This is a genomic window from Staphylococcus sp. HMSC061G12, from assembly GCF_001838465.1.
GTDB classification, from domain to species: Bacteria; Bacillota; Bacilli; order Staphylococcales; family Staphylococcaceae; genus Staphylococcus; species Staphylococcus simulans.
In genome coordinates this window covers 70,538-91,907 of record NZ_KV837062.1, presented here as the reverse complement: position 1 = coordinate 91,907, position 21,370 = coordinate 70,538, and the positions used below count along the sequence as shown (strand labels likewise).

Genomic DNA, 21,370 nt, shown 5'->3' with positions numbered 1-21,370 from the left:
GTTATCTCATCAACCGAATTTATTATAGAGCCCATTTTTGTAACATCGTATATTTGTTGTATGTTCGCATGATTTTCATTAAAATGATTTTATAAAATGTTACCGTCACATGTATCTTGTTTAAGCAAGTTTTACATATTTGATGGACCAATTAATTAAATAGGAGTGGCCCAATTTTGCTAATAACTATACTATCTTTTATTATCGTATTCGGCGTATTAGTCTTCGTGCATGAGTTCGGTCACATGTTCTTCGCGAAGCGTGCAGGGATTATGTGTCCTGAATTTGCGATAGGCATGGGACCGAAAATATTCAGTTTCAGAAAGAATGAAACGTTATATACTATCCGTTTATTACCCGTCGGCGGTTATGTCCGTATGGCAGGGGACGGTTTAGAAGAACCGCCTGTAGAACCAGGTATGTCAGTTAAGATTAAATTAAATGATCAAGATGAAATTACGCATATCTTGTTAGATGATCAACATAAATTCCAACAAGCAGAAGTCATTGAAGTGAAGAAAATTGACTTCAAAGATGAAATGTATTTAGAAGGTATTACATCTTATGATGACGAACGCCATCGTTTTTATATTGCGAAAGAAGCATATTTTGTAGAAAATGGTTCGTTAATCCAAATTGCACCGCGTAATCGCCAATTGGTACACAAAACACCATGGCAAAAATTCTTAACATTGTTTGCAGGACCATTATTCAACTTCTTGCTTGCGATTGTGATTTTTATCGGATTAGCATATTACCAAGGCACACCGAATAATGTGGTGAAACAAGTCGCGGATAATACACCAGCACAAGAAATCGGTTTGAAGCCTGGCGATAAAATTGAACAAATCGGTGATAAAAAAATTGAGAACTTTAAAGATATCACAAAAGCTTTAGAAGATAATAAAGGTCAAAAAGTTTCAATTCAATATGAGCGTGACGGTCACCAAAAATCAGCTGAATTCAAACCTAAAAAAGTCGTTGAGAAGTTAACCAAACTGACATCTCAAACACGCTATATCTTAGGTTTCCAACCTGATAAAGACCATAGCTCTCTGATTGCGCCGCTTACAACAGGTGTAGAGCAATTCTTCAAAGCAGGAACGATTATTTTCACAGCAATTGTGTCTATGATAGGCAGTATCTTTACAGGTGGATTTTCATTCGACATGTTGAATGGACCTGTCGGTATTTACCATAATGTTGATACTGTGGTGAAAACTGGTATCATTAACTTGATAGCATGGACAGCTATGTTAAGTGTGAACTTAGGTTTAATGAACCTATTACCAATTCCAGCATTAGACGGCGGAAGAATTCTGTTCGTTATTTATGAAGCGATTTTCAGAAAGCCCGTCAACAAAAAAGCGGAAGCCTACATTATTGGTGCAGGTGCTATATTTGTAGTAATTATTATGATATTAGTGACATGGAATGACATACAACGTTATTTCTTATAGGAAATGGAGGAGCTCAGTTTTATGAGACAGTCAAAAGTATTTATACCAACGTTAAGAGAGGTGCCAGCGGAAGCTGAAGCCTTAAGTCATCGATTACTGTTAAAAGCAGGATTGATTAAACAAAGTACAAGTGGAATTTATAGTTATTTACCACTTGCGACACGTGTATTAAATAATATTACATCAATTATCAGAGAAGAAATGGAGAAAATTGATGCGGTAGAAATCTTAATGCCGGCATTACAACCTTCAGAATTATGGGAAGAGTCAGGACGTTGGGAAGCTTATGGCAGTGAATTAATGCGTCTGACTGATCGTAATGGTCGTCAATTCGCGTTAGGACCAACACATGAAGAAGTCGTCACATCATTAGTACGTGATGAATTGAAATCTTATAAGCAATTACCTTTAACACTATTCCAAATTCAATCTAAATTCAGAGATGAAAAGCGTCCACGTTTCGGTTTATTACGCGGTCGTGAATTCATTATGAAAGATGCGTATTCATTCCATGCGGATGAAGCGTCATTAGATGAGACATACAATGATATGTATGATGCATATGGCCGTATCTTTAAGCGTGCGGGTATTAACGCACGTCCAGTTGTCGCAGATTCAGGTGCAATCGGCGGCAGCCATACTCATGAATTTATGGCGTTAAGTGAAATCGGTGAAGATACAATTGTTTACAGTGAAAACAGCGACTACGCTGCTAATATTGAAAAAGCAGAAGTTGTGTATGAGCCAAAAGCACACGATGAAGCTTTACTGGAATTAGAAAAGGTTGAAACACCAAATGCCCATACAGCACAAGAAGTGGCAGATTTCTTAAATCGCCCACTAGATCAAATTACGAAATCAATGGTATTCAAAGTAGATGGCGAATTTGTGATTGTCTTAGTGCGTGGTCATCATGAAGTGAATGATGTAAAATTAAAAGCTTACTTCGGTACAGACAATATTGAACTTGCGAGCCAAGATGAAATTATCAACTTAGTGGGTGCGAACCCAGGTTCAATTGGACCTATTCAAGAAAAAGGTATCAAAGTATATGCGGATAATTTCGTACAAGAAATCCCTAATATTGTCGTTGGTGCAAATGAAGATGGTTACCATTATGTGAATGCGAATCCAGAACGTGACTTTAACGTAGAAGCGTTCGGAGACTTCCGCTTCATCTTAGAAGGTGAACCGCTCAGCGATGGTTCAGGCGAAGCTAAATTCGCAGAAGGTATCGAAGTTGGACAAGTCTTCAAACTCGGCACAAAATACTCTGAATCTATGAATGCGACATTCTTAGATAACCAAGGTAAAGCACAACCATTAATAATGGGATGCTATGGTATCGGGGTTTCAAGAACATTAAGTGCGATTGTAGAACAAAACAATGATGACAATGGTATTATCTGGCCTAAATCAGTGACACCATTTGAAGTACACTTAATTACGATTAATCCTAAGAAAGATGACCAAAGAGAACTTGGTGATGAGTTATACCAAGCGCTTCAAGCGTCATTTGAAGTCTTATACGATGATCGTAAAGAACGTGCAGGTGTTAAATTCAACGATGCTGACTTAATCGGTTTACCAGTGCGTGTTGTAGTTGGTAAACGTGCGGCAGAAGGTATTGTTGAAGTGAAACGTCGTGACAATGGAGAAAGCGAAGAAGTTGCGGCAGCAGATTTAGTGAATTACGTGAAAGATTTATACGAACAGATTTAATTTTATAAATCAAAAAGCCGAAGTGCTCTGACTGCACTTCGGCTTTTTACATAGCGAAAAATTCAGTTTGCTCATTTTAAGTATTACTGGAAATTTGGTATAATATTTTAGAACTTCAGAACAGAGATGAAAATCAACCGCGTTGTCAAACGTGGTTCCATTTTTTCTATACTCAAAAGGGCATGCACCTTTTTAAATAAATTAAAATTCTCCCTAACCGTATGAACGATGTAATTAATGACTAAGGTGGTAATGGTCTTGGCAATGACAAATCAAGAAAAATTTAAAGTGTTAGCTGATCAGATTAAAATTGCGAATCAGCTCGAACCAGATATTATAGAAAACAGTGAATTAAACCGCATTGATGTCTCTCAAAAAGAGCGGACATGGTTATTTCAAATTACACTGCCTCGCTTTTTAACTTATGAAGACTACATGTTATTTACCCACGCTTTGATTGAAGAATTTAAAGAGATTGCGACTGTAGATTGGCATTTTGTTGTTCAAGATACAAGAAACCAAGATGAGTTTGCGATGAAATACTTCAACCATTGTATTGAACAGACGAGATTGTCACCCAAAGTAAAAGGACAATTAAGACAAAAACGTCTGATTACTTCAGGTAATGTCTTAAAAGTGATGGTTTCAAATGATATTGAACGTGATTATTTCCATAAAGCGTGTAACGGAAGCTTAGTCAAAGCATACCAACAATGCGGCTTTGATGTGAATAAGATTGTCTTTGAAACAGACACGTCTGAACATGATAATGATTTAGCTTCATTAGAAGCACATATTCAAGAAGAAGATCAACAAAGCGCAAGAGAAGCAACTGAAAAATTAGAACGTATGAAAGCAGAAAAAGCTAAGCAACAAGATAATAACGAAAGTGCTGTTGATAAATGTCAAATCGGTAAACCAATCCAAGTGGATAACGTCAGACCGATTGAATCTATTATTGAAGAAGAATTCAAAGTGGCGATTGAAGGCGTTATCTTTGATATGAATATCAAAGAACTAAAAAGTGGTCGTCACATCGTAGAATTAAAAGTAACAGATTACACAGACTCACTCGTACTAAAAATGTTTACACGTAAAAACAAAGACGATTTAGAACATTTCAAAGCGTTAAGTGTCGGTAAATGGGTACGTGCGCAAGGCCGTATTGAAGAAGATACTTTCGTACGTGATTTAGTCATGATGATGTCTGATATTGAAGAAATCAAGAAAACACCAAAACTAGATAAAGCAGAAGATAAGCGTGTGGAATTACATCTGCATACAGCGATGAGTCAAATGGACGGTATTAATCAAATCGGTGATTATGTGGCACAAGCTGCGAAATGGGGACATCCTGCCATCGCAGTAACAGACCATAATGTCGTTCAAGCTTATCCAGATGCGTTCAGTGCTGCTGAAAAGCATGCCATTAAAATGATTTACGGTATGGAAGGTATGCTGGTCGATGATGGTGTACCGATTGCTTACAATCCGACTGACCGTAATCTTAAAGACGCGACTTATGTGGTATTTGACGTTGAGACGACTGGTTTATCAAACCAATACGACAAAATTATCGAGTTAGCCGCTGTAAAAGTCCATGATGGCGAAATCATTGATAAGTTCGAACGTTTCAGTAATCCCCATGAGCGTTTATCTGAAACTATCAAGAATTTGACGCACATCTCAGATGAAATGTTAGTTGATGCTCCTGAAATTGATGATGTATTAACAGAATTCAAAGAATGGGTCGGAGATGCGATATTCGTTGCCCATAATGCATCCTTCGATATGGGCTTCATTGATACTGGCTATGAACGTGCAGGTTTAGGCCATTATACAAATGGTGTTATCGATACTTTAGAATTATCACGTACGATAAATACAGAATTTGGTAAACATGGTTTGAACTTCTTAGCCAAAAAATATGGTGTTGAACTGACACAACATCACCGTGCCATCTATGATACAGAAGCTACGGCTTATATCTTTATTAAAATGTTGAAACAAGTGGATGAACTCGGTGTTAAAAATCATCAAGATATCAACCAATCACTATCAAACGAAGATGCTTATAAACGTGCACGTCCAAGTCATGTGACGATTTTAGTTCAAAACCAAACAGGTTTAAAAAACTTATTCAAGATTGTCAGTGAATCCTTAGTGACGTATTACTATCGTACACCGAGAATTCCACGTTCATTATTAGATGAGTACCGTGAAGGTTTATTAATCGGTTCAGCATGTGATGAAGGTGAAGTCTTTACTGCGGTAATGCAGAAAGACCAATCACAAGTTGAACATATTGCGAAATATTATGACTATATAGAAGTACAACCGCCTGCGTTATACCAAGATTTAATCGATCGTGAATTGATTCGTGATAATGAAACTATGATTGAGATTTATCAGCGTTTGCTTGAAGCGGGTAAAGCAGTCAATGTGCCAGTGGTTGCGACAGGTAATGTGCATTACTTAAATGAACATGATGCAATTGCACGTAAAATCTTAATCGCTTCTCAACCAGGTAACCCATTAAATCGTTCTACGTTACCAGAAGCACATTTCAGAACGACAGATGAAATGTTAGATGCATTCCATTTCTTAGGTGAAGAGAAAGCGAAAGAAATTGTCGTGGATAATACACAAGCACTAGCTGATCGTATTGAACGTGTTGTACCGATTAAAGACAAATTGTATACACCTAATATGGATGGTGCGAATGAAGAAATTCGTGAAATGAGTTATGCGAATGCGCGTAAATTATATGGTGATGATTTACCACAAATTGTTATTGATCGTCTTGAAAAAGAATTAGAAAGTATTATTGGTAACGGATTCGCTGTAATCTACTTGATTTCGCAACGTTTGGTTAAGAAATCACTCAATGATGGTTACTTAGTAGGTTCACGTGGTTCTGTCGGCTCAAGCTTCGTTGCGACAATGACTGAAATTACCGAAGTGAATCCATTGCCGCCGCACTACATTTGTCCAAAATGTAAGAAGAGCGAGTTCTTTAATGACGGTTCCGTCGGCTCTGGTTTCGACTTGCCAGATAAGACATGTGAATGTGGTGCTGAAATGATTAAAGAAGGCCAAGATATTCCTTTCGAAACATTCTTAGGCTTCAAAGGTGACAAAGTACCAGATATTGACTTGAACTTCAGTGGTGAATATCAACCTGAAGCACATAACTACACGAAAGTCTTATTCGGTGAAGATAAAGTATTCCGTGCCGGAACTATCGGTACAGTCGCAGAGAAAACTGCATTCGGTTATGTCAAAGGTTATTTAAATGACCAAGGTATTCATAAACGTGGTGCTGAAATTGACCGTTTAGTTAAAGGTTGTACTGGTGTTAAACGTACAACAGGTCAACACCCTGGCGGTATCATTGTAGTACCTGATGATATGGATATTTATGACTTTACTCCGATTCAATATCCAGCGGATGACCAATCATCAGCTTGGATGACAACGCACTTCGACTTCCACTCCATTCATGACAACGTCTTGAAACTAGATATACTTGGACACGATGATCCGACGATGATTCGTATGCTTCAAGATTTATCAGGTATTGATCCGAAAACAGTGCCGGTCGATGACAAAGAAACAATGCGTATTTTCAGTACACCAGAATCTTTAGGTGTTACAGAAGAAGATATTTTATGTAAGACAGGGACGTTCGGTGTACCAGAATTCGGTACAGCGTTCGTTCGTCAAATGTTAGAAGATACGAAGCCGACAACATTCTCTGAACTCGTTCAGATTTCTGGATTATCCCATGGTACAGACGTATGGTTAGGCAATGCCCAAGAATTAGTACGTTCAGGTACATGTGATCTATCTGGAGTTATCGGTTGTCGTGACGATATCATGGTGTATTTAATGTATGCCGGATTAGAACCATCATTAGCCTTCAAAATTATGGAGGCAGTACGTAAAGGTAAAGGCCTGCAAGAAGAATGGGAAGAAATTATGAAAGAGAATAATGTACCGGATTGGTATTTAGACTCATGTAAGAAAATCAAGTACATGTTCCCGAAAGCCCATGCGGCAGCTTACGTATTAATGGCGGTACGTATCGCTTACTTCAAAGTACATTATCCGTTATATTATTATGCGTCTTACTTTACTGTTCGTGCATCAGACTTTGACCTATTAACCATGATCAAAGATAAAGAAGGTATCAAAGCGGCAGTGAAAGATATGTATTCTAAATACATGGAACTTGGCAAGAAAGAAAAAGACGTTTTAACTGTGCTTGAAATCATGAACGAAATGGCGCATCGCGGTTTCCGTATGCAGCCGATCAGTCTAGAAAAGAGTCAGGCATTTGAATTTATTATTGAAGGCGATACATTGATTCCACCGTTTATTGCGGTGCCAGGTCTAGGTGAAAACGTAGCGAAACGTATTGTTGAAGCGCGTAATGAAGGACCGTTCTTATCTAAAGAAGACTTGAATAAGAAAGCGGGTCTTTCTCAAAAAGTCATTGAGTATTTAGATGATTTAGGTTCATTACCTGGTTTACCTGATAAAGCACAATTATCAATTTTTGATATGTAATGCTTAAAAAGTGTCAACTGTGCTACAATTGGCATTTAAAGATGTACTGTGTTATAATCATAGTGCGTAAAAAATGAACTTTAGTCACGAAGAGTGGGGTTTACCCGCTCTTTTCTATTTGTATAAAGGAGGTCAGCATGAGTAAAATTACTGAACAAATCGAAACAATTATTCAACCGGTTTTAGATGAATTGAATTTTGAACTCGTGGATATTGAATTCACAAAAGAAGGTAGAGACCGCTATCTTAGAATCTCTATTGATAAAGAGGGCGGCGTTGATTTAAATGATTGCACATTAGCATCAGAAAAAATCAGCGCAGTAATGGATGAAGCAGATCCGATTGAACAAATGTATTACCTAGACGTTGCGTCACCAGGTGCTGAGCGTCCTATCAAAGACGATAAGGCGTTTCGTAATGCAGTCAATCAACCTGTATTTGTCACTCTTTATGCGCCGGTTGAAGGTGCTAAAGAATGGTTAGGTGTCTTGCAGTCAGTAGATGACGAGTCAGTTGTGATCGAAGTGCAAGTCAAATCAAAGAAAAAGCAAGTTGAAATCCCAAGAAATAAAATTGCTAAAGCACGTCATGCAGTTTTGATTTAACGTGAGTAGGAGGATTTAACCGTGTCAAATGAATTAATATTAGCAGTAGAATATTTGGAAAAAGAAAAGAAAATTCCTAGAGCAGTACTAATCGATGCGATTGAAGCAGCATTGATTACTGCTTATAAAAAGAACTATGAATCTTCACGTAATGCACGTGTGGAATTGAATATGGACGAAGGTACGTTCAAAGTTATCGCACGTAAAGAAGTCGTAGAAGAAGTATTTGATGACCGCGATGAAGTGGACATCAGTACAGCGTTGGTGAAAAACCCAGCATATGAAATCGGTGATATCTACGAAGAAGATGTTACACCGAAAGACTTCGGCCGTGTGGGTGCACAAGCAGCAAAACAAGCTGTGATGCAACGTTTACGCGATGCTGAAAGAGAAATTCTTTATGATGAATTTATCGATAAAGAAGAAGATATCATGACTGGTATCATCGACAGAGTCGATCACAGATATGTGTATGTTAACTTAGGACGCACTGAAGCGGTATTATCTGAAGCTGAAAGAAGTCCAAATGAAAGTTACATTCCAAATGAACGTATCAAAGTATACGTTAATAAAGTAGAACAAACGACAAAAGGTCCTCAAATCTATGTATCACGTAGTCATCCTGGCTTATTGAAACGTTTGTTTGAAGAAGAAGTACCTGAAATTTATGATGGTACTGTTGTGATTAAATCAGTTGCACGTGAAGCGGGCGATCGTTCAAAAATCAGTGTCTACTCTGAAAATGATGATATTGATGCTGTCGGCGCATGTGTAGGTGCAAAAGGTGTCCGTGTTGAAGCGATTGTTGAAGAGCTTGGCGGAGAAAAAATTGATATCGTACAATGGAATGAAAATCCTAAAGTCTTTGTGAAAAACGCATTAAGCCCTTCACAAGTTTTAGAAGTAATTGTAGACGAAGACAATCAATCTACAACAGTAGTTGTTCCTGATTATCAATTATCACTAGCTATCGGTAAACGTGGTCAAAACGCACGTTTAGCAGCGAAATTGACAGGTTGGAAAATCGATATTAAATCTGAAACAGATGCACGTGAAGCAGGTATCTACCCAGTGCCAGAACAAGACGAAGTTGAAGAAACACCAATCGAAGAAGATCTTTCTGAAGATGTGGTAGTGGCACAAGTAGAAGAAGTACCTGAAGTTGAGGAAGTTGAAGATGTTGAAGCAGAAGAAGCGGAAGACATTGAAGCAGCTGAGTCAGAAGAAGAAGCTTCAGAAGAAACAGAAGCTAAAAAAGACGTAGAAGAATAATTTGGAGTGAATGCCTTTATGAAGAAAAAGAAGATTCCAATGAGAAAGTGTATACTTTCAAATGAAATGCGTCCCAAAAACGATATGATTCGTGTGGTTATAAACAAAGAAGGTGAAATTTCTGCAGATGCGACAGGTAAGAAACCTGGACGTGGTGCGTACGTTTCTAAAGATGTAGCACTTGTAGAAAAAGCACAGCAAAAAGGCATTTTAGAGAAGTTCTTTAATGCTGATGCTGAAACTTTAGAGCCTGTCTATAAAGAAATCATACGTCTCATTTACAGAGAAGAGATTCCAAAATGAATAAGAGCAACATCTTGAATTTTTTAGGATTGGCAATGCGGGCTGGCAAGGTTAAAAGTGGTGAGTCGGTTATTCTGACAGAAATCAAAAAGCGAAAAACATCGTTAGTGATTCTGTCTGAGGATGCGTCATCGAGGACAACCAAAGAAATCAGTCAAAAATGTGAGAGTTATCACGTTCCGTTGCGTATATTCGGTACAAGAGAAGAGTTAGGCCAAGCACTTGGCAAATCTTCTCGCGTGAATATAGCTATAATGGATAACGGTTTTGCCAAAAAGCTATTATCAATGATAGATGAATAACGTAAGGAGTGATTATATGAGTAAAAAGAGAATTTACGAGTATGCAAAAGATTTAAAATTAAAAAGTAAAGATGTTATTGATGAATTGAAGAAGATGAATGTTGAGGTGTCTAACCACATGCAAGCGTTAGAACCGAATGAAATCAAAGAGTTGGATAAAAAATTCAAACCAAATTCATCTAAAGATAAGCAAAACGATAAAGCTGCTCAAAATAATCACAAAAAACATCAAAACAATAATAAAGATAAAAAAAATAATAACAACAATAATAGCGGTAATGCTAAAAAGAATAATAAAAAAGGCAACAAGAACCACAACAAAAATAATAATAAAAACAACAACAAACATAAGAAAAACAATAATCAAAAACCAGCACCAGAACAACCGAAAAAAGAAATGCCAGAAAAAATTACTTATTTAGAAGGTATTACGGTTGGCGAATTAGCTGACAAAATGAATATTGAGTCATCAAGTATCGTTAAGAAATTATTCTTACTTGGTATTATGGCAAACATTAACCAATCATTAGACGATGAAACAATTGAGTTAATCGCTGATGATTATGGTGTAGAAGTAGAAAAAGAAGTAGTCATTGACGAAGAAGACTTAGATATCTACTTCGATGATGAAGAAGAAGATCCGGATGCAATTGAGCGTCCAGCAGTTGTAACAATCATGGGACACGTTGACCATGGTAAAACAACGCTACTTGACTCAATCAGAAATACACATGTGACACAAGGTGAAGCGGGCGGTATCACACAACATATCGGTGCTTACCAAATCACAAATGACGGCAAAAAAATCACTTTCTTAGATACACCTGGACACGCAGCCTTCACTACTATGCGTGCACGTGGTGCGCAAGTCACTGATATCACAATCTTAGTGGTTGCAGCAGACGACGGTGTTATGCCTCAAACAATTGAAGCGATTAACCATGCAAAAGAAGCAGATGTGCCGATTATCGTAGCGGTAAACAAAATTGATAAACCAACAGCAAACCCTGATCGTGTTATGCAGGAATTAACTGAACACGGTTTATTCCCTGAAGACTGGGGCGGCGACACAATCTTCGTACCACTTTCAGCATTAAGCGGTGACGGTATTGAAGACTTATTAGAAATGATTGTCTTAGTATCAGAAGTACAAGAATTAAAAGCGAACCCAGACAAACGTGCTGTCGGTACAGTTATTGAAGCTGAATTAGACAAATCACGTGGTCCTGCGGCATCATTATTAGTTCAAAATGGTACGTTGCATGTGGGAGATGCTATTGTAGTAGGTAATACGTTCGGTCGTATCCGTGCAATGGTGAATGATTTAGGTCAACGTATCAAATCAGCTGGTCCATCAACACCGGTTGAAATTACTGGTATTAATGATGTACCACAAGCCGGTGACCGCTTCGTTGTCTTCTCTGACGAAAAACAAGCACGTAGAATCGGTGAAGCACGTCATGAAGAAAGCATCTTACAACAACGTCAAGAAAGCAAAAACGTTTCATTAGACAACTTGTTCGAACAAATGAAACAAGGTGAAATGAAAGACCTTAACGTAATCATCAAAGGTGACGTACAAGGTTCAGTAGAAGCATTAGCAGCTTCACTTATGAAAATTGATGTTGAAGGTGTTAACGTTCGTATCATCCATACAGCAGTGGGTGCAATCAACGAATCTGACGTTACACTTGCGAATGCTTCAAACGGTATCATCATCGGCTTCAACGTACGTCCTGACTCTGGTGCGAAACGTGCAGCTGAACAAGAAAATGTAGACTTACGTTTACACCGTGTTATCTACGACGTAATCGAAGAAATTGAATCAGCGATGAAAGGTATGCTTGACCCTGAATACGAAGAAAAAGTCATCGGACAAGCTGAAGTTCGTCAAACATTCAAAGTTTCTAAAGTCGGTACAATCGCAGGTTGTTATGTAACTGAAGGTAAAATCACACGTAACGCAGGAGTACGCGTCATCCGTGACGGTATTGTCATCTTCGAAGGTAAACTTGATACGTTAAAACGTTTCAAAGACGATGCGAAAGAAGTGGCAAAAGGTTACGAGTGTGGTATCACAATTGAAAAATACAACGACTTAAAAGTTGACGATATTATCGAAGCATACGAAATGGTTGAAATCCAACGTTAAACTTGATAATTTAGATAAAAGCACTTCCTTAAGCGGGAGTGCTTTTTCGTATGATTAAGGGATTACTATCATAAATATAATTGGGAGGTGTATGTATGATGGTTAACAATATTTGGTTTAATCTTGCGAGTCAGGACTTAGACAAAAGCAAGAAGTTTTATCAAAATATCGGCTTTGAGATTATGGAACGTCCGGAACAAGAGGGTAAGATGTTCGGTATCAAAGCAAAAAAAGGCTCTCCGATAATGATTGTAGCCATGAAATACTTTGAATCATATATTCATCGCGTACCTTATGGTAATGATGCGTTGATTTCACTTTCGGTTGATACAAAAGAAGAAGCACATCAACTTAAAGAAGATGTACAGAGTTTCGGAGGTAAAATTATCGATCAACCTAAAGAACGTGATGGTTTTTATGGCTTCACATTTGAAGATATTGATGGACATTTCTTCAACATTCTAGTTTTTGATGAATAAAAATCATAAAACATATTAAATATCCAATCTGATGATAGTCTCAGCACTGTATTCAGATTGGATTTTTTTATTTTAAAACAGATTGACCTCTATAAGAACTAGGTTTGTAAATGTATTGTAAAGTTTCAATAAAAACCATAAAACTTATTGAAATAGGCTTTGCATAGGCATATGATTAAATTGAAATTATACATAACTTTTAACAAGTTGTGAGAAGTTGAATTTAATATCACTACAGCAATCTATTCCATAATCTAGAAGGTGAACAGCTATGAAAACAATCTTTGGACACAGGGGTGTACCAAGTGTCGCACCAGAGAACACGTTAGCATCTTATCATGCCGCAGCAGAAATTCCTGAACTGCAATGGATTGAAGTCGATGTCGGAATTACTGCAGATGAACAATTAATAATGATTCATGATGATTATTTAGATCGTACAACTTCAATGACAGGAGAAATCAGTGAAACCTTATTTAAAGATATCCAACAAGCGAGTGCAGGTTATTGGTTCCATCCAAAATTCAAAGAAGAAAAAGTTCTAACTTTCGATGAATTTATTGATTTTGTGAATGCCTCTCAACTAAATGTCAATATTGAACTAAAAGGTATTACAGGTAATCATGGACCAAAATTAGCTAAATCATTAATTAAACAGTTAGTTGAAGCAATGCCGAAATTTAGTCCTGAAGTAGAAATATTATTTTCTAGTTTTAATATTCCATTGCTTAAAGCAGTTCAAGAAGCACTTCCTCAATATCCTAGAGCGGTACTCTATGAAATGTGTGCATTTTATGAAGATTGGCGTACAGTTTTAGATTTTTGTGATACACATATTTTGCATTTGGAAGATATTGATTTGACTGAAGCGTTAGTCAGACGTATCAAAGATGATGGTTATATTTTAAATGTATATACCGTGAATGATGTAGATAGAGTGAACCAACTCTTTAACTTTGGTGTGGATGGTGTGTTTACAGACTATCCACAAAATTTAGTACATTTGCAAGAATCACTTTGACATAGGCCGCAACTAGGAGGAAAAACAACATGAATTGGCTGATGCATAAACTAGGATTGAAAAATGCAAGACAACTGGCAGGATATCTCTCTGTTGTCACTGCAGGACAAATTATTTATTCAGGATTCGAAGCTTTTAAAGGTACGTTTTATCACCAACTCTTGCAGGTACTGCATGTTAATAATGCGGAACTTGGTGTGATTTTTAGTTTAATCGGGTTATCAATGTTCTTCTATATTCCAGGTGGATGGATCAATAATAGATTCTCGATTCGTTCTTTACTCATCACGGGGATGTCAATTCGTTTTATTACGATGTGTATCGTGATTTTCTTGAATCCAAGCTTTACGATATTAAAAGTGATCGCAGTCATTTGGGGGTTAGTTGAAGCTTTCTTCTGGCCTGCAGTATTGAATGGGGTAGTTTTCTTCACTGATCGTGAACATAGAGGTTTAGGTTTTGGATTATTAGAATCCATTCGTCGTGCACAAGAAATGTTGATGAACTTATTACTTGTAGCCATTATGGCTGCGGTAAGTGGCGTCGTCGTATTAAAAGGCGGTATGTTAGCCTATAACTTATTATTAATCCCGATGATTATTTTAATATGGAAATTTGTACCGAAAAATGGGATTGCGGCTGATGAATCGCATAATCAAGAAACAGGTTATAAATCTGCGAAAGCTTTAAAAGGGTTATTGTATGTGTTAACACAACCAAAAGTGTGGTTAGCCGCGATTACCGCAATGTCAGTATATTGGGGTTATATTATTTTGATTTACACTGTACCTTACTTACAAAGTGTCTATCATTTAACAACAGCACAAACTGCATTTTTCGGTGTAATCAATACAGCGTTGATGGGGGTTATCGCTGGTGTTATTGCGGGAATGATTTCGGACTTTGTCTTTAAATCTTCAGCGAAAATGATTGGTGTAGCATTACTCGCATCAACAGTTATTTTAATCATTATTGTATACTTTAAAATCGGAACACAGTTAAGTATTGTCTTATTAGTATTCTTGTCATTAACGACATTCTTATCAAAAAGTGTATTGCTTGCGCCAATTTCAGAATTGAAATTACCTGAAGATTTTTCAGGGTCTGCGATGAGTGTCGGTTCGTTTTTAGCGTATGCGCCAGTCTTTTGGGTGTATCAATTAAATGGTAACTTACTGGATGCCTTTAAAGGACATGAAGCTGTTGCCTACCAAATGATTTTTAAAATTGGTATTGTGGTCGCATTATGTGGTGCAGTTTCAGCATTAGTATTAACATATTTGATGAAACGTTCACGACAACGAGAAGTTCAATAATGAAATGAAATTTAAAAATGAAATGACTAAAAATAACATGATAGTGATTGAATTATTTTTAGTATGAATAAGAAATTTTAACCCAAGTACTTTAAACGCTTGATACAGCTATAAAGTGCTTGGTTTTATTTTTGAAGGAGACTATTATTTTTAAAAAGTATGTGTTCATTTCTGAAATGTAAAGATTTTTTTTGAAATGATATCTTATACGTTTACGCAAAATTAATATGCTTAACTGTTTCTTAACATGTTGCGCGTGTCATATTGATTAATTGCTCAATATAAAGGGAAAAGTTTTGTAAAAGGGACGATTATAGTTTATAATCTTGGATTGAACTCAATCGTTCATTGTTGAAATAAAGAGGTGAAACACACATGAGTAAAATGAGAGCAGAACGCGTTGGTGAACAATTGAAACAAGAGTTGATGGATATTATCAACAATAAAGTTAAAGACCCGAGAATCGGATTTTTAACTATCACTGACGTACAAGTGACAAACGATTTATCTCAAGCTAAAGTCTACTTAACAGTATTAGGTAAAGAAAAAGAAGTAGACGATACGTTTAAAGCGTTAGAAAAAGCGCGAGGCTTTATTAAAGCGGAATTAGGTTCAAGACTTCGTCTAAGAACAATTCCAGAATTATATTTCGAATATGATCACTCAATCGAGTACGGTAATAAAATCGAAAGAATGATTCAAGATCTTCATAAAAATGACTAATTAAATGAAGTTATGGGCAGCTATGCAAGTGCATAGCTGCTTTTTTAATTGAATTCTAATAATTCTCTAATTCTTTACAAACTTAACCTCCTTAACATAGGCGATAAGGATTTTTACTAGGAGGTTATAACAATGAAAATTGCAGTGATACCCTCAGGCTTTAAAGAAAGCTTGAGTTCAGCAGAAGTCGGTACAGCAATTCAAAAAGGTCTGCATGAAGCAGATGAAAGTTTAAATATTCAAGTGATTCCCATGGTGGATGGAGGCGAAGGATTTGCGCAAACTATCACGCAAATTAAAAATGGTCAGCTTTATCATTTAAATGCAGAAGATCCATTAGGACAAAAACGCAAAACATTTTATGGTATGTTTTATGAAAACAAACAAAAAGTTGCGGTAATTGAGATGGCCGCAATTGCGGGTCTAAGACATGTACCTAGCAACCAGAGAAATCCGCTTCACACTTCTACTTACGGTGTAGGTGAAGCAATTATCCACGCATTAGATCATGGTGCTGAATGTATCTTAATCGGCTGTGGTGATTCGGGAACATCTGATGGCGGTGTCGGCATGGCACAAGCAATCGGTGCACGTTTCAAAGATTATAAAGGTAAAACAATATTTATCCATGGCGGAGGTGAAATTGACCGTATTCATGATATGGATTTATCTCATATTGATCCGCGTGTATTAAATACACCTATAGATGTAGCAGTGAATTGGTCGAATATTTTATGTGGACCAAAAGGGGTCGCAAAAGTATTCGGTCCACAAAAAGGTGCAAGTCCAAAAGAAGTCGAACATTTATCGGACAACCTTGATCATTTGGCACGTTTAATAAAACGTTCAACAGGTGAGTCAGTTGCTTATCAACAAGGTTCTGGCGCATCTGGTGGATTAGGTGCAGGGTTAATCGCTTTTGCGAACGCTACATTGCATCCACGTTTTGAATTAATTCAACAGTACTTGCATATTGAACCTGTTATTGCACAAGCTGATTTAGTCATCACAGCAGAAGGGTGTTTAGATTTCCAAACGCCAAACGGAAAAATTCCTGCTGAAGTAGCGAGAATCGCTCAACAATATGATACACCTGTGATTGCATTAGCAGGCACAATCGGTCAAGATGCGGAATTTAATTATCAAAGTGGTATTAATGCCTTTCACAGCATTATTAAACAGCCTTCAAGTTTAGATGATTCTATTGAGTATGCATCAAAATGGCTAAAGGAATGTGCACGAAATATATATCACTCAATTCAAATCGGTATGAAGATGAATCAAACAAAGTCACAAACACACACAACTAAACAAAGACATTTTGTGCTTTAAAGATGAGTTATTCTAAATTAATCGCAGCCATTCTTTATCTTATTTTCACGCTATGGCTGTTTTTAGAAACAAATTTGTCCTATTTAGGACAATTGAGTGTGGCTTTGTTTGTGTTATCTTTAGGACTATTTATTTTTAGTAAAATGCCAGCAGGGTTATCTGCGATGTTGGTTGTATGTTTAGGTATTTTACTCGGTATGCCGCAAGATATTTTGTATCAATCATTAGAAGAACATGTGATTTGGTTAATGATTGGCGCATTTATTATTGGTGGCGTAGTGGAAACCAGTGGTTTATTAGATCGTTTGATTCGCTGGATTGAAGCGAAGTGTAGGTCTGGAAAACGTATGAATATCTTTGTCTTTATCTTAGTACAAATTTTATCTTTAATTATTCCATCTACTTCAGGTCGTGCAGCAGCACTTCTACCTGTATATCAAGCATTTGGCAATCGTTTTAATTCGAATCGTCAGTATTTAGGCATATTGATGCCAGTGTTAATTTTGATGGGAACAAACTTATCTTTAATCGGTGCAGGCAGTCATATTATTGGGATTGGGCTACTTGAAAATCAAACAGATGGTTCTATTTCTTATCTTCAATTCTTACTATGGGGCTTTCCATTTGGGATAATTATTGCAATAATAAGCTTATTTATGATAAAAAAGTTTTATATGAAGCCTGTCGAAAAGATTTCAACAGAAAATATAATACAATATGAAAAACAACCATTGACTAAAAAAGAGAAAAAAGCAGCAGTCCTCATTAGTTTGACAGTGATACTTTGGATAACTGAACCACTGCATGATTTCGATATCGCCTTTGTGACAATTTTAATGAGCTTGATTATGATTATGCCTAAAGTTGATTTGATCGGATGGCGTGAAGCATTTAACAGAGTGTCATGGAGCTTAATTTTCTTTGTAGCGGGTGCGACTGCACTCGGCAATCTATTGGTGAAATATAAAGTGCTCGATGTCATTCAACATCAATTATATCAAGTGATGCATCATGTCAAACTGGTAAATGAATTTGTGCCGCTAGTGATTATTGTAGTATTGACTGTGACTTCTCACTTGTATATTACAAGTCATACAACACGTGCAGTCGTCTTTATTCCATTACTGATTGTTTTTGGTAAAATGTTTGGTTTAAACCTGACAGCAGTTGTATTTATTGCGCTGATCGGTACGAACTACTGCTTAACTTTTCCAGTCAGTTCTAAAGCCTTGTTATTGTTTTATGAGAATAAAGAAAGACCATTTACAATTAAACAGCTCATGTATTTAAGTTTAGGTATCATGCCAGTATATATGCTTACCATGATTGTGATGTATTATGTTTATTGGCAATATGTTGGGCTTGCATTGAAATAGGAGTGAATAGAAAGTGGAAACTATCTTAATTGTGGAAGATGACGAGAAAATAGCACGCGTCATTGAACTAGAATTGGATTATGCAGGCTATGATGTCTGTATTGCGCATTCTGGTAAAGCAGCATTACAACTTTATCAAGAACGTCACATTGATTTGATTTTACTTGATGTGATGATACCAGATTTAAATGGATTAGAAGTGCTCAGACGTATTCGAAATGATGATGACTATATTAAAATTATTATGTTAACTGCACGTGATGAAGTCATGGATAAAGTCAGCGGTTTAGATTCTGGTGCGAATGATTATATGACTAAGCCATTTGAAATTGAAGAATTATTAGCACGGATTCGTGTACATTTAAAACAGCAGCAATTAAATCAAAAAGAAGCTGCTGAAGTTTTAACACATGATTACATCGAATTGAATCCACAATCTAGAGAAGTTTTTGTCGATGGCAGTCTAGTCGAACTCACACAAAAAGAGTACGATTTGTTGTACTATTTTATGACTAACCAAAATATTGCTTTAGATCGTGCGCAGATCATTGAGTATGTCTGGGGTTATGATTTCGTAGGTGATACGAATGTTGTAGATGTTTATGTCAGATACTTAAGAAAGAAATTAGATACGTCTGATACTTCAATTATATCAAGTGTCAGAGGTATCGGTTATATAATGAGAGCTTAGTTATGAAACTAGGAACACAACTTCAAATTTATATTACTTTGATGATTGCGATTGTTGTCATTATTACTAATTTGACGATCTATTTTATTTATCGTACCACTTCGTTAAATGCGGAAATCGCACAATTAGAAGATAAAGCAATCAGCACGATGGAGGAATTACGAAAGGCCAAAGAAAATCATAACGACAAAGAAAAAGTATTGCAAAGTTTGATTTTAACTGATGGTTATATTGCGATTGTAGGTAAAGATGATGATAGTAAATTTCAAGTCACATCTAATCCAAAATATAAAGATTTAAGTGAACCGTATAAAAATAAACAATATAAAAAGGCTATTTATAAAAAAGGGCATCATTTTGTCTTAGTCAGTATTCCGCTCGTTTGGAAAGATGGAGAAGTCAGTAATTTACAAATTTTTGAGAATATCGATTTCAAATACAGTAAATACGATATTTTAAAAGTGGTTTTAACACTTTCTACATTGTTTATTTTGTTGATTGTCTTTTTATTAAATCGATTACTGACTCAAATTATTTTACAACCGATAAATCAATTGATTGAGAAAATGAAAAAGACGATTGAAACGAATCATTATGTCATTATGGATATTAATCAAAAGGATACTAAAGAGTTGCAAGCATTAACCCAGACATATAATGATATGATGGAAAATTTAAAGGAACATGATGAAAAGCAGCAAGCATTTATATCCAATGCTTCTCATGAATTGAAAACACCGATTACGGTGATTAATTCATATAGTCAGATGTTGAAGCGGTTTGGAAAAACTAGAGAAGATATTTTAAATGAAAGTATAGATGCGATCAGCGATGAAGCACAACGGCTGAAATATTTAACTGAGCAAATGTTGGATTTAGCTAAAGTAGAGCGCAGTAATCAACAGGCAGAACGGCAATCTGTTGATTTAAATGAAATATTAGAGCATAAGGCTTCACGTTTCGCACATGCATATGATAGGGAGATTATATTTCACTGTGATAATACTGCACGTGCATTTGTGAATGAAGATCAGTTCAAACAGTTGATGACAATTTTTTTAGATAATGCGATTAAGTACAGTCAAGATGATGTGATGATACATGCGACGGAACATCCAACGCACATAAACGTGAATATTTCAGATCGTGGCATTGGTATTCCGCCAGAAGATTTAGAACAAATCTTCAATAAATTTTATCGTGTGGACAAAGCAAGAGCAAGACAATCTGGGGGTTCTGGTTTAGGACTCTATATCGCGTTTGAATTAGCCAAACGTAATGACATAGAAATTCAAGTACAAAGTGTGCTTGATGTTGGCACAACGTTTATTTTGATTATAGAAAAGGTGACTTCAAATGGTGCTCAAAAAGATGATTAAAATACTGTTGATAGTCATTATTTGTATATTGATAGTGATATTATGTGCAGTGATTTATTTCAAGTCCACGCAACACGACTACACCCAACAAGAAGTTAAAAAACTAGTAGATGATCGTTATGACGGCAAAATTCAATCTATTTCTTTGAACAAAGCTAAAACAACTTATAAGGTAAAATTGTTAGATGAAGGGTTGAAGTATGATTTAGAAGTAGATAAAAAAGACGGCGCAATTAAAAATGTCCATACAGTAAAAGTCAAACAACCGACTAAGTCAAAATCACAGCCAGAAAAAGCAACTAAGAAGAAAGAGACACCTTATATTTCAGAAGAAACAGCAAAAGCGGTCGCACAACATCAAGTGCCAGGTCAATTTGTTTATATTGATTTAGAAAAAGAGCACAATCCACCTTTTTATACGGTTCAACAAATCGTAGACGATGATGAAGGCGCAGTAATTAAAGTGAATGCCCTCAATAAAAAAGTACTGTCTGTGTCATGGTTCGAAATTAAAGATGATGACGACGATGATGATTTTGATGATTAAAAATATAAGCAGCTGTTGAAGTGTTATATGCGTTCAACAGCTGCTTATTTTCTTTGCCTATATTTCATTTTGAATTTATTGTAAAATAGTAGAGGTATGACAGAGAGAAGAGGTGTAG

General features: G+C 36.3%; 17 protein-coding genes. All 17 read left to right on the top strand.

What is annotated here, in order from left to right:
* Positions 1-176 precede the first annotated feature (176 nt).
* The 17 genes from rseP (at position 177) to HMPREF2937_RS05700 (ending at position 21,252) form a co-directional block, all read left to right on the top strand.
* Entirely contained in the window at positions 177-1,460 is a 1,284-nt protein-coding gene (gene rseP / locus HMPREF2937_RS05780) for an RIP metalloprotease RseP (protein ID WP_002480700.1), read from the top strand.
* A gap of 21 nt (positions 1,461-1,481) precedes the next feature.
* Positions 1,482-3,182: a proline--tRNA ligase gene (locus tag HMPREF2937_RS05775; protein ID WP_002480701.1), complete on the top strand. Its 1,701-nt coding sequence runs from the start codon at positions 1,482-1,484 to the stop codon at positions 3,180-3,182.
* A gap of 264 nt (positions 3,183-3,446) precedes the next feature.
* Positions 3,447-7,754, top strand: coding sequence for a PolC-type DNA polymerase III (locus tag HMPREF2937_RS05770; RefSeq protein WP_142351408.1), 4,308 nt, complete (start codon positions 3,447-3,449; stop codon positions 7,752-7,754).
* 137 nt (positions 7,755-7,891) lie between these two features.
* Positions 7,892-8,359 (top strand): ribosome maturation factor RimP, encoded by a 468-nt coding sequence (rimP, locus tag HMPREF2937_RS05765; protein WP_070864201.1) that lies wholly within the window; start codon positions 7,892-7,894, stop codon positions 8,357-8,359.
* Between the two features lie 21 nt (positions 8,360-8,380).
* Positions 8,381-9,631, top strand: a complete 1,251-nt coding sequence (nusA, locus tag HMPREF2937_RS05760; protein ID WP_070864200.1) for a transcription termination factor NusA — start codon at positions 8,381-8,383, stop codon at positions 9,629-9,631.
* 18 nt (positions 9,632-9,649) lie between these two features.
* Entirely contained in the window at positions 9,650-9,934 is a 285-nt protein-coding gene (gene rnpM / locus HMPREF2937_RS05755; protein ID WP_057509824.1) for an RNase P modulator RnpM, read from the top strand.
* A complete protein-coding gene (locus HMPREF2937_RS05750; RefSeq protein ID WP_023015690.1) occupies positions 9,931-10,236 on the top strand; it encodes a YlxQ family RNA-binding protein in 306 nt (101 codons plus the stop codon). Before rnpM ends, HMPREF2937_RS05750 begins: the two co-directional genes overlap by 4 nt.
* A 16-nt stretch (positions 10,237-10,252) precedes the next feature.
* Positions 10,253-12,388, top strand: coding sequence for a translation initiation factor IF-2 (gene infB / locus HMPREF2937_RS05745; RefSeq protein WP_070864199.1), 2,136 nt, complete (start codon positions 10,253-10,255; stop codon positions 12,386-12,388).
* A gap of 95 nt (positions 12,389-12,483) precedes the next feature.
* Complete coding sequence (locus HMPREF2937_RS05740) at positions 12,484-12,867, top strand: VOC family protein (RefSeq protein WP_002480708.1); 384 nt, start codon at positions 12,484-12,486, stop codon at positions 12,865-12,867.
* Positions 12,868-13,138: 271 nt separating this feature from the next.
* Positions 13,139-13,888, top strand: a complete 750-nt coding sequence (locus HMPREF2937_RS05735; protein WP_070864198.1) for a glycerophosphodiester phosphodiesterase family protein — start codon at positions 13,139-13,141, stop codon at positions 13,886-13,888.
* Positions 13,889-13,917: 29 nt separating this feature from the next.
* Entirely contained in the window at positions 13,918-15,204 is a 1,287-nt protein-coding gene (locus tag HMPREF2937_RS05730; protein ID WP_070864197.1) for an MFS transporter, read from the top strand.
* Between the two features lie 375 nt (positions 15,205-15,579).
* The gene (gene rbfA / locus HMPREF2937_RS05725) at positions 15,580-15,927 is read left to right on the top strand and encodes a 30S ribosome-binding factor RbfA (RefSeq protein ID WP_002480711.1); all 348 of its coding nucleotides are present in this window, start codon (positions 15,580-15,582) and stop codon (positions 15,925-15,927) included.
* A gap of 132 nt (positions 15,928-16,059) precedes the next feature.
* Positions 16,060-17,259, top strand: coding sequence for a glycerate kinase family protein (locus HMPREF2937_RS05720; RefSeq protein ID WP_070864196.1), 1,200 nt, complete (start codon positions 16,060-16,062; stop codon positions 17,257-17,259).
* Between the two features lie 2 nt (positions 17,260-17,261).
* Positions 17,262-18,635, top strand: a complete 1,374-nt coding sequence (locus HMPREF2937_RS05715) for an SLC13 family permease (RefSeq protein WP_070864195.1) — start codon at positions 17,262-17,264, stop codon at positions 18,633-18,635.
* Between the two features lie 13 nt (positions 18,636-18,648).
* Positions 18,649-19,326 (top strand): response regulator transcription factor, encoded by a 678-nt coding sequence (locus HMPREF2937_RS05710; protein WP_070864194.1) that lies wholly within the window; start codon positions 18,649-18,651, stop codon positions 19,324-19,326.
* A 2-nt stretch (positions 19,327-19,328) separates the two neighbouring features.
* Entirely contained in the window at positions 19,329-20,705 is a 1,377-nt protein-coding gene (locus HMPREF2937_RS05705) for a sensor histidine kinase (RefSeq protein ID WP_070864193.1), read from the top strand.
* Entirely contained in the window at positions 20,683-21,252 is a 570-nt protein-coding gene (locus HMPREF2937_RS05700) for a PepSY domain-containing protein (RefSeq protein WP_070864192.1), read from the top strand. Before HMPREF2937_RS05705 ends, HMPREF2937_RS05700 begins: the two co-directional genes overlap by 23 nt.
* Positions 21,253-21,370 lie beyond the last annotated feature (118 nt).

What these genes read in the sequence shown, in the direction of transcription:
- HMPREF2937_RS05775 (WP_002480701.1), top strand. Translation starts at nt 1,482, where the DNA reads ATGAGACAGTCAAAAGTATTTATACCAACGTTAAGAGAGGTGCCAGCG.
- HMPREF2937_RS05770 (WP_142351408.1), top strand. Translation starts at nt 3,447, where the DNA reads ATGACAAATCAAGAAAAATTTAAAGTGTTAGCTGATCAGATTAAAATT.
- HMPREF2937_RS05740 (WP_002480708.1), top strand. Translation starts at nt 12,484, where the DNA reads ATGATGGTTAACAATATTTGGTTTAATCTTGCGAGTCAGGACTTAGAC.
- HMPREF2937_RS05720 (WP_070864196.1), top strand. Translation starts at nt 16,060, where the DNA reads ATGAAAATTGCAGTGATACCCTCAGGCTTTAAAGAAAGCTTGAGTTCA.
- HMPREF2937_RS05730 (WP_070864197.1), top strand. Translation starts at nt 13,918, where the DNA reads ATGAATTGGCTGATGCATAAACTAGGATTGAAAAATGCAAGACAACTG.
- HMPREF2937_RS05735 (WP_070864198.1), top strand. Translation starts at nt 13,139, where the DNA reads ATGAAAACAATCTTTGGACACAGGGGTGTACCAAGTGTCGCACCAGAG.
- HMPREF2937_RS05750 (WP_023015690.1), top strand. Translation starts at nt 9,931, where the DNA reads ATGAATAAGAGCAACATCTTGAATTTTTTAGGATTGGCAATGCGGGCT.
- rimP (WP_070864201.1), top strand. Translation starts at nt 7,892, where the DNA reads ATGAGTAAAATTACTGAACAAATCGAAACAATTATTCAACCGGTTTTA.
- HMPREF2937_RS05700 (WP_070864192.1), top strand. Translation starts at nt 20,683, where the DNA reads ATGGTGCTCAAAAAGATGATTAAAATACTGTTGATAGTCATTATTTGT.
- rbfA (WP_002480711.1), top strand. Translation starts at nt 15,580, where the DNA reads ATGAGTAAAATGAGAGCAGAACGCGTTGGTGAACAATTGAAACAAGAG.
- HMPREF2937_RS05705 (WP_070864193.1), top strand. Translation starts at nt 19,329, where the DNA reads ATGAAACTAGGAACACAACTTCAAATTTATATTACTTTGATGATTGCG.
- infB (WP_070864199.1), top strand. Translation starts at nt 10,253, where the DNA reads ATGAGTAAAAAGAGAATTTACGAGTATGCAAAAGATTTAAAATTAAAA.
- rnpM (WP_057509824.1), top strand. Translation starts at nt 9,650, where the DNA reads ATGAAGAAAAAGAAGATTCCAATGAGAAAGTGTATACTTTCAAATGAA.
- HMPREF2937_RS05715 (WP_070864195.1), top strand. Translation starts at nt 17,262, where the DNA reads ATGAGTTATTCTAAATTAATCGCAGCCATTCTTTATCTTATTTTCACG.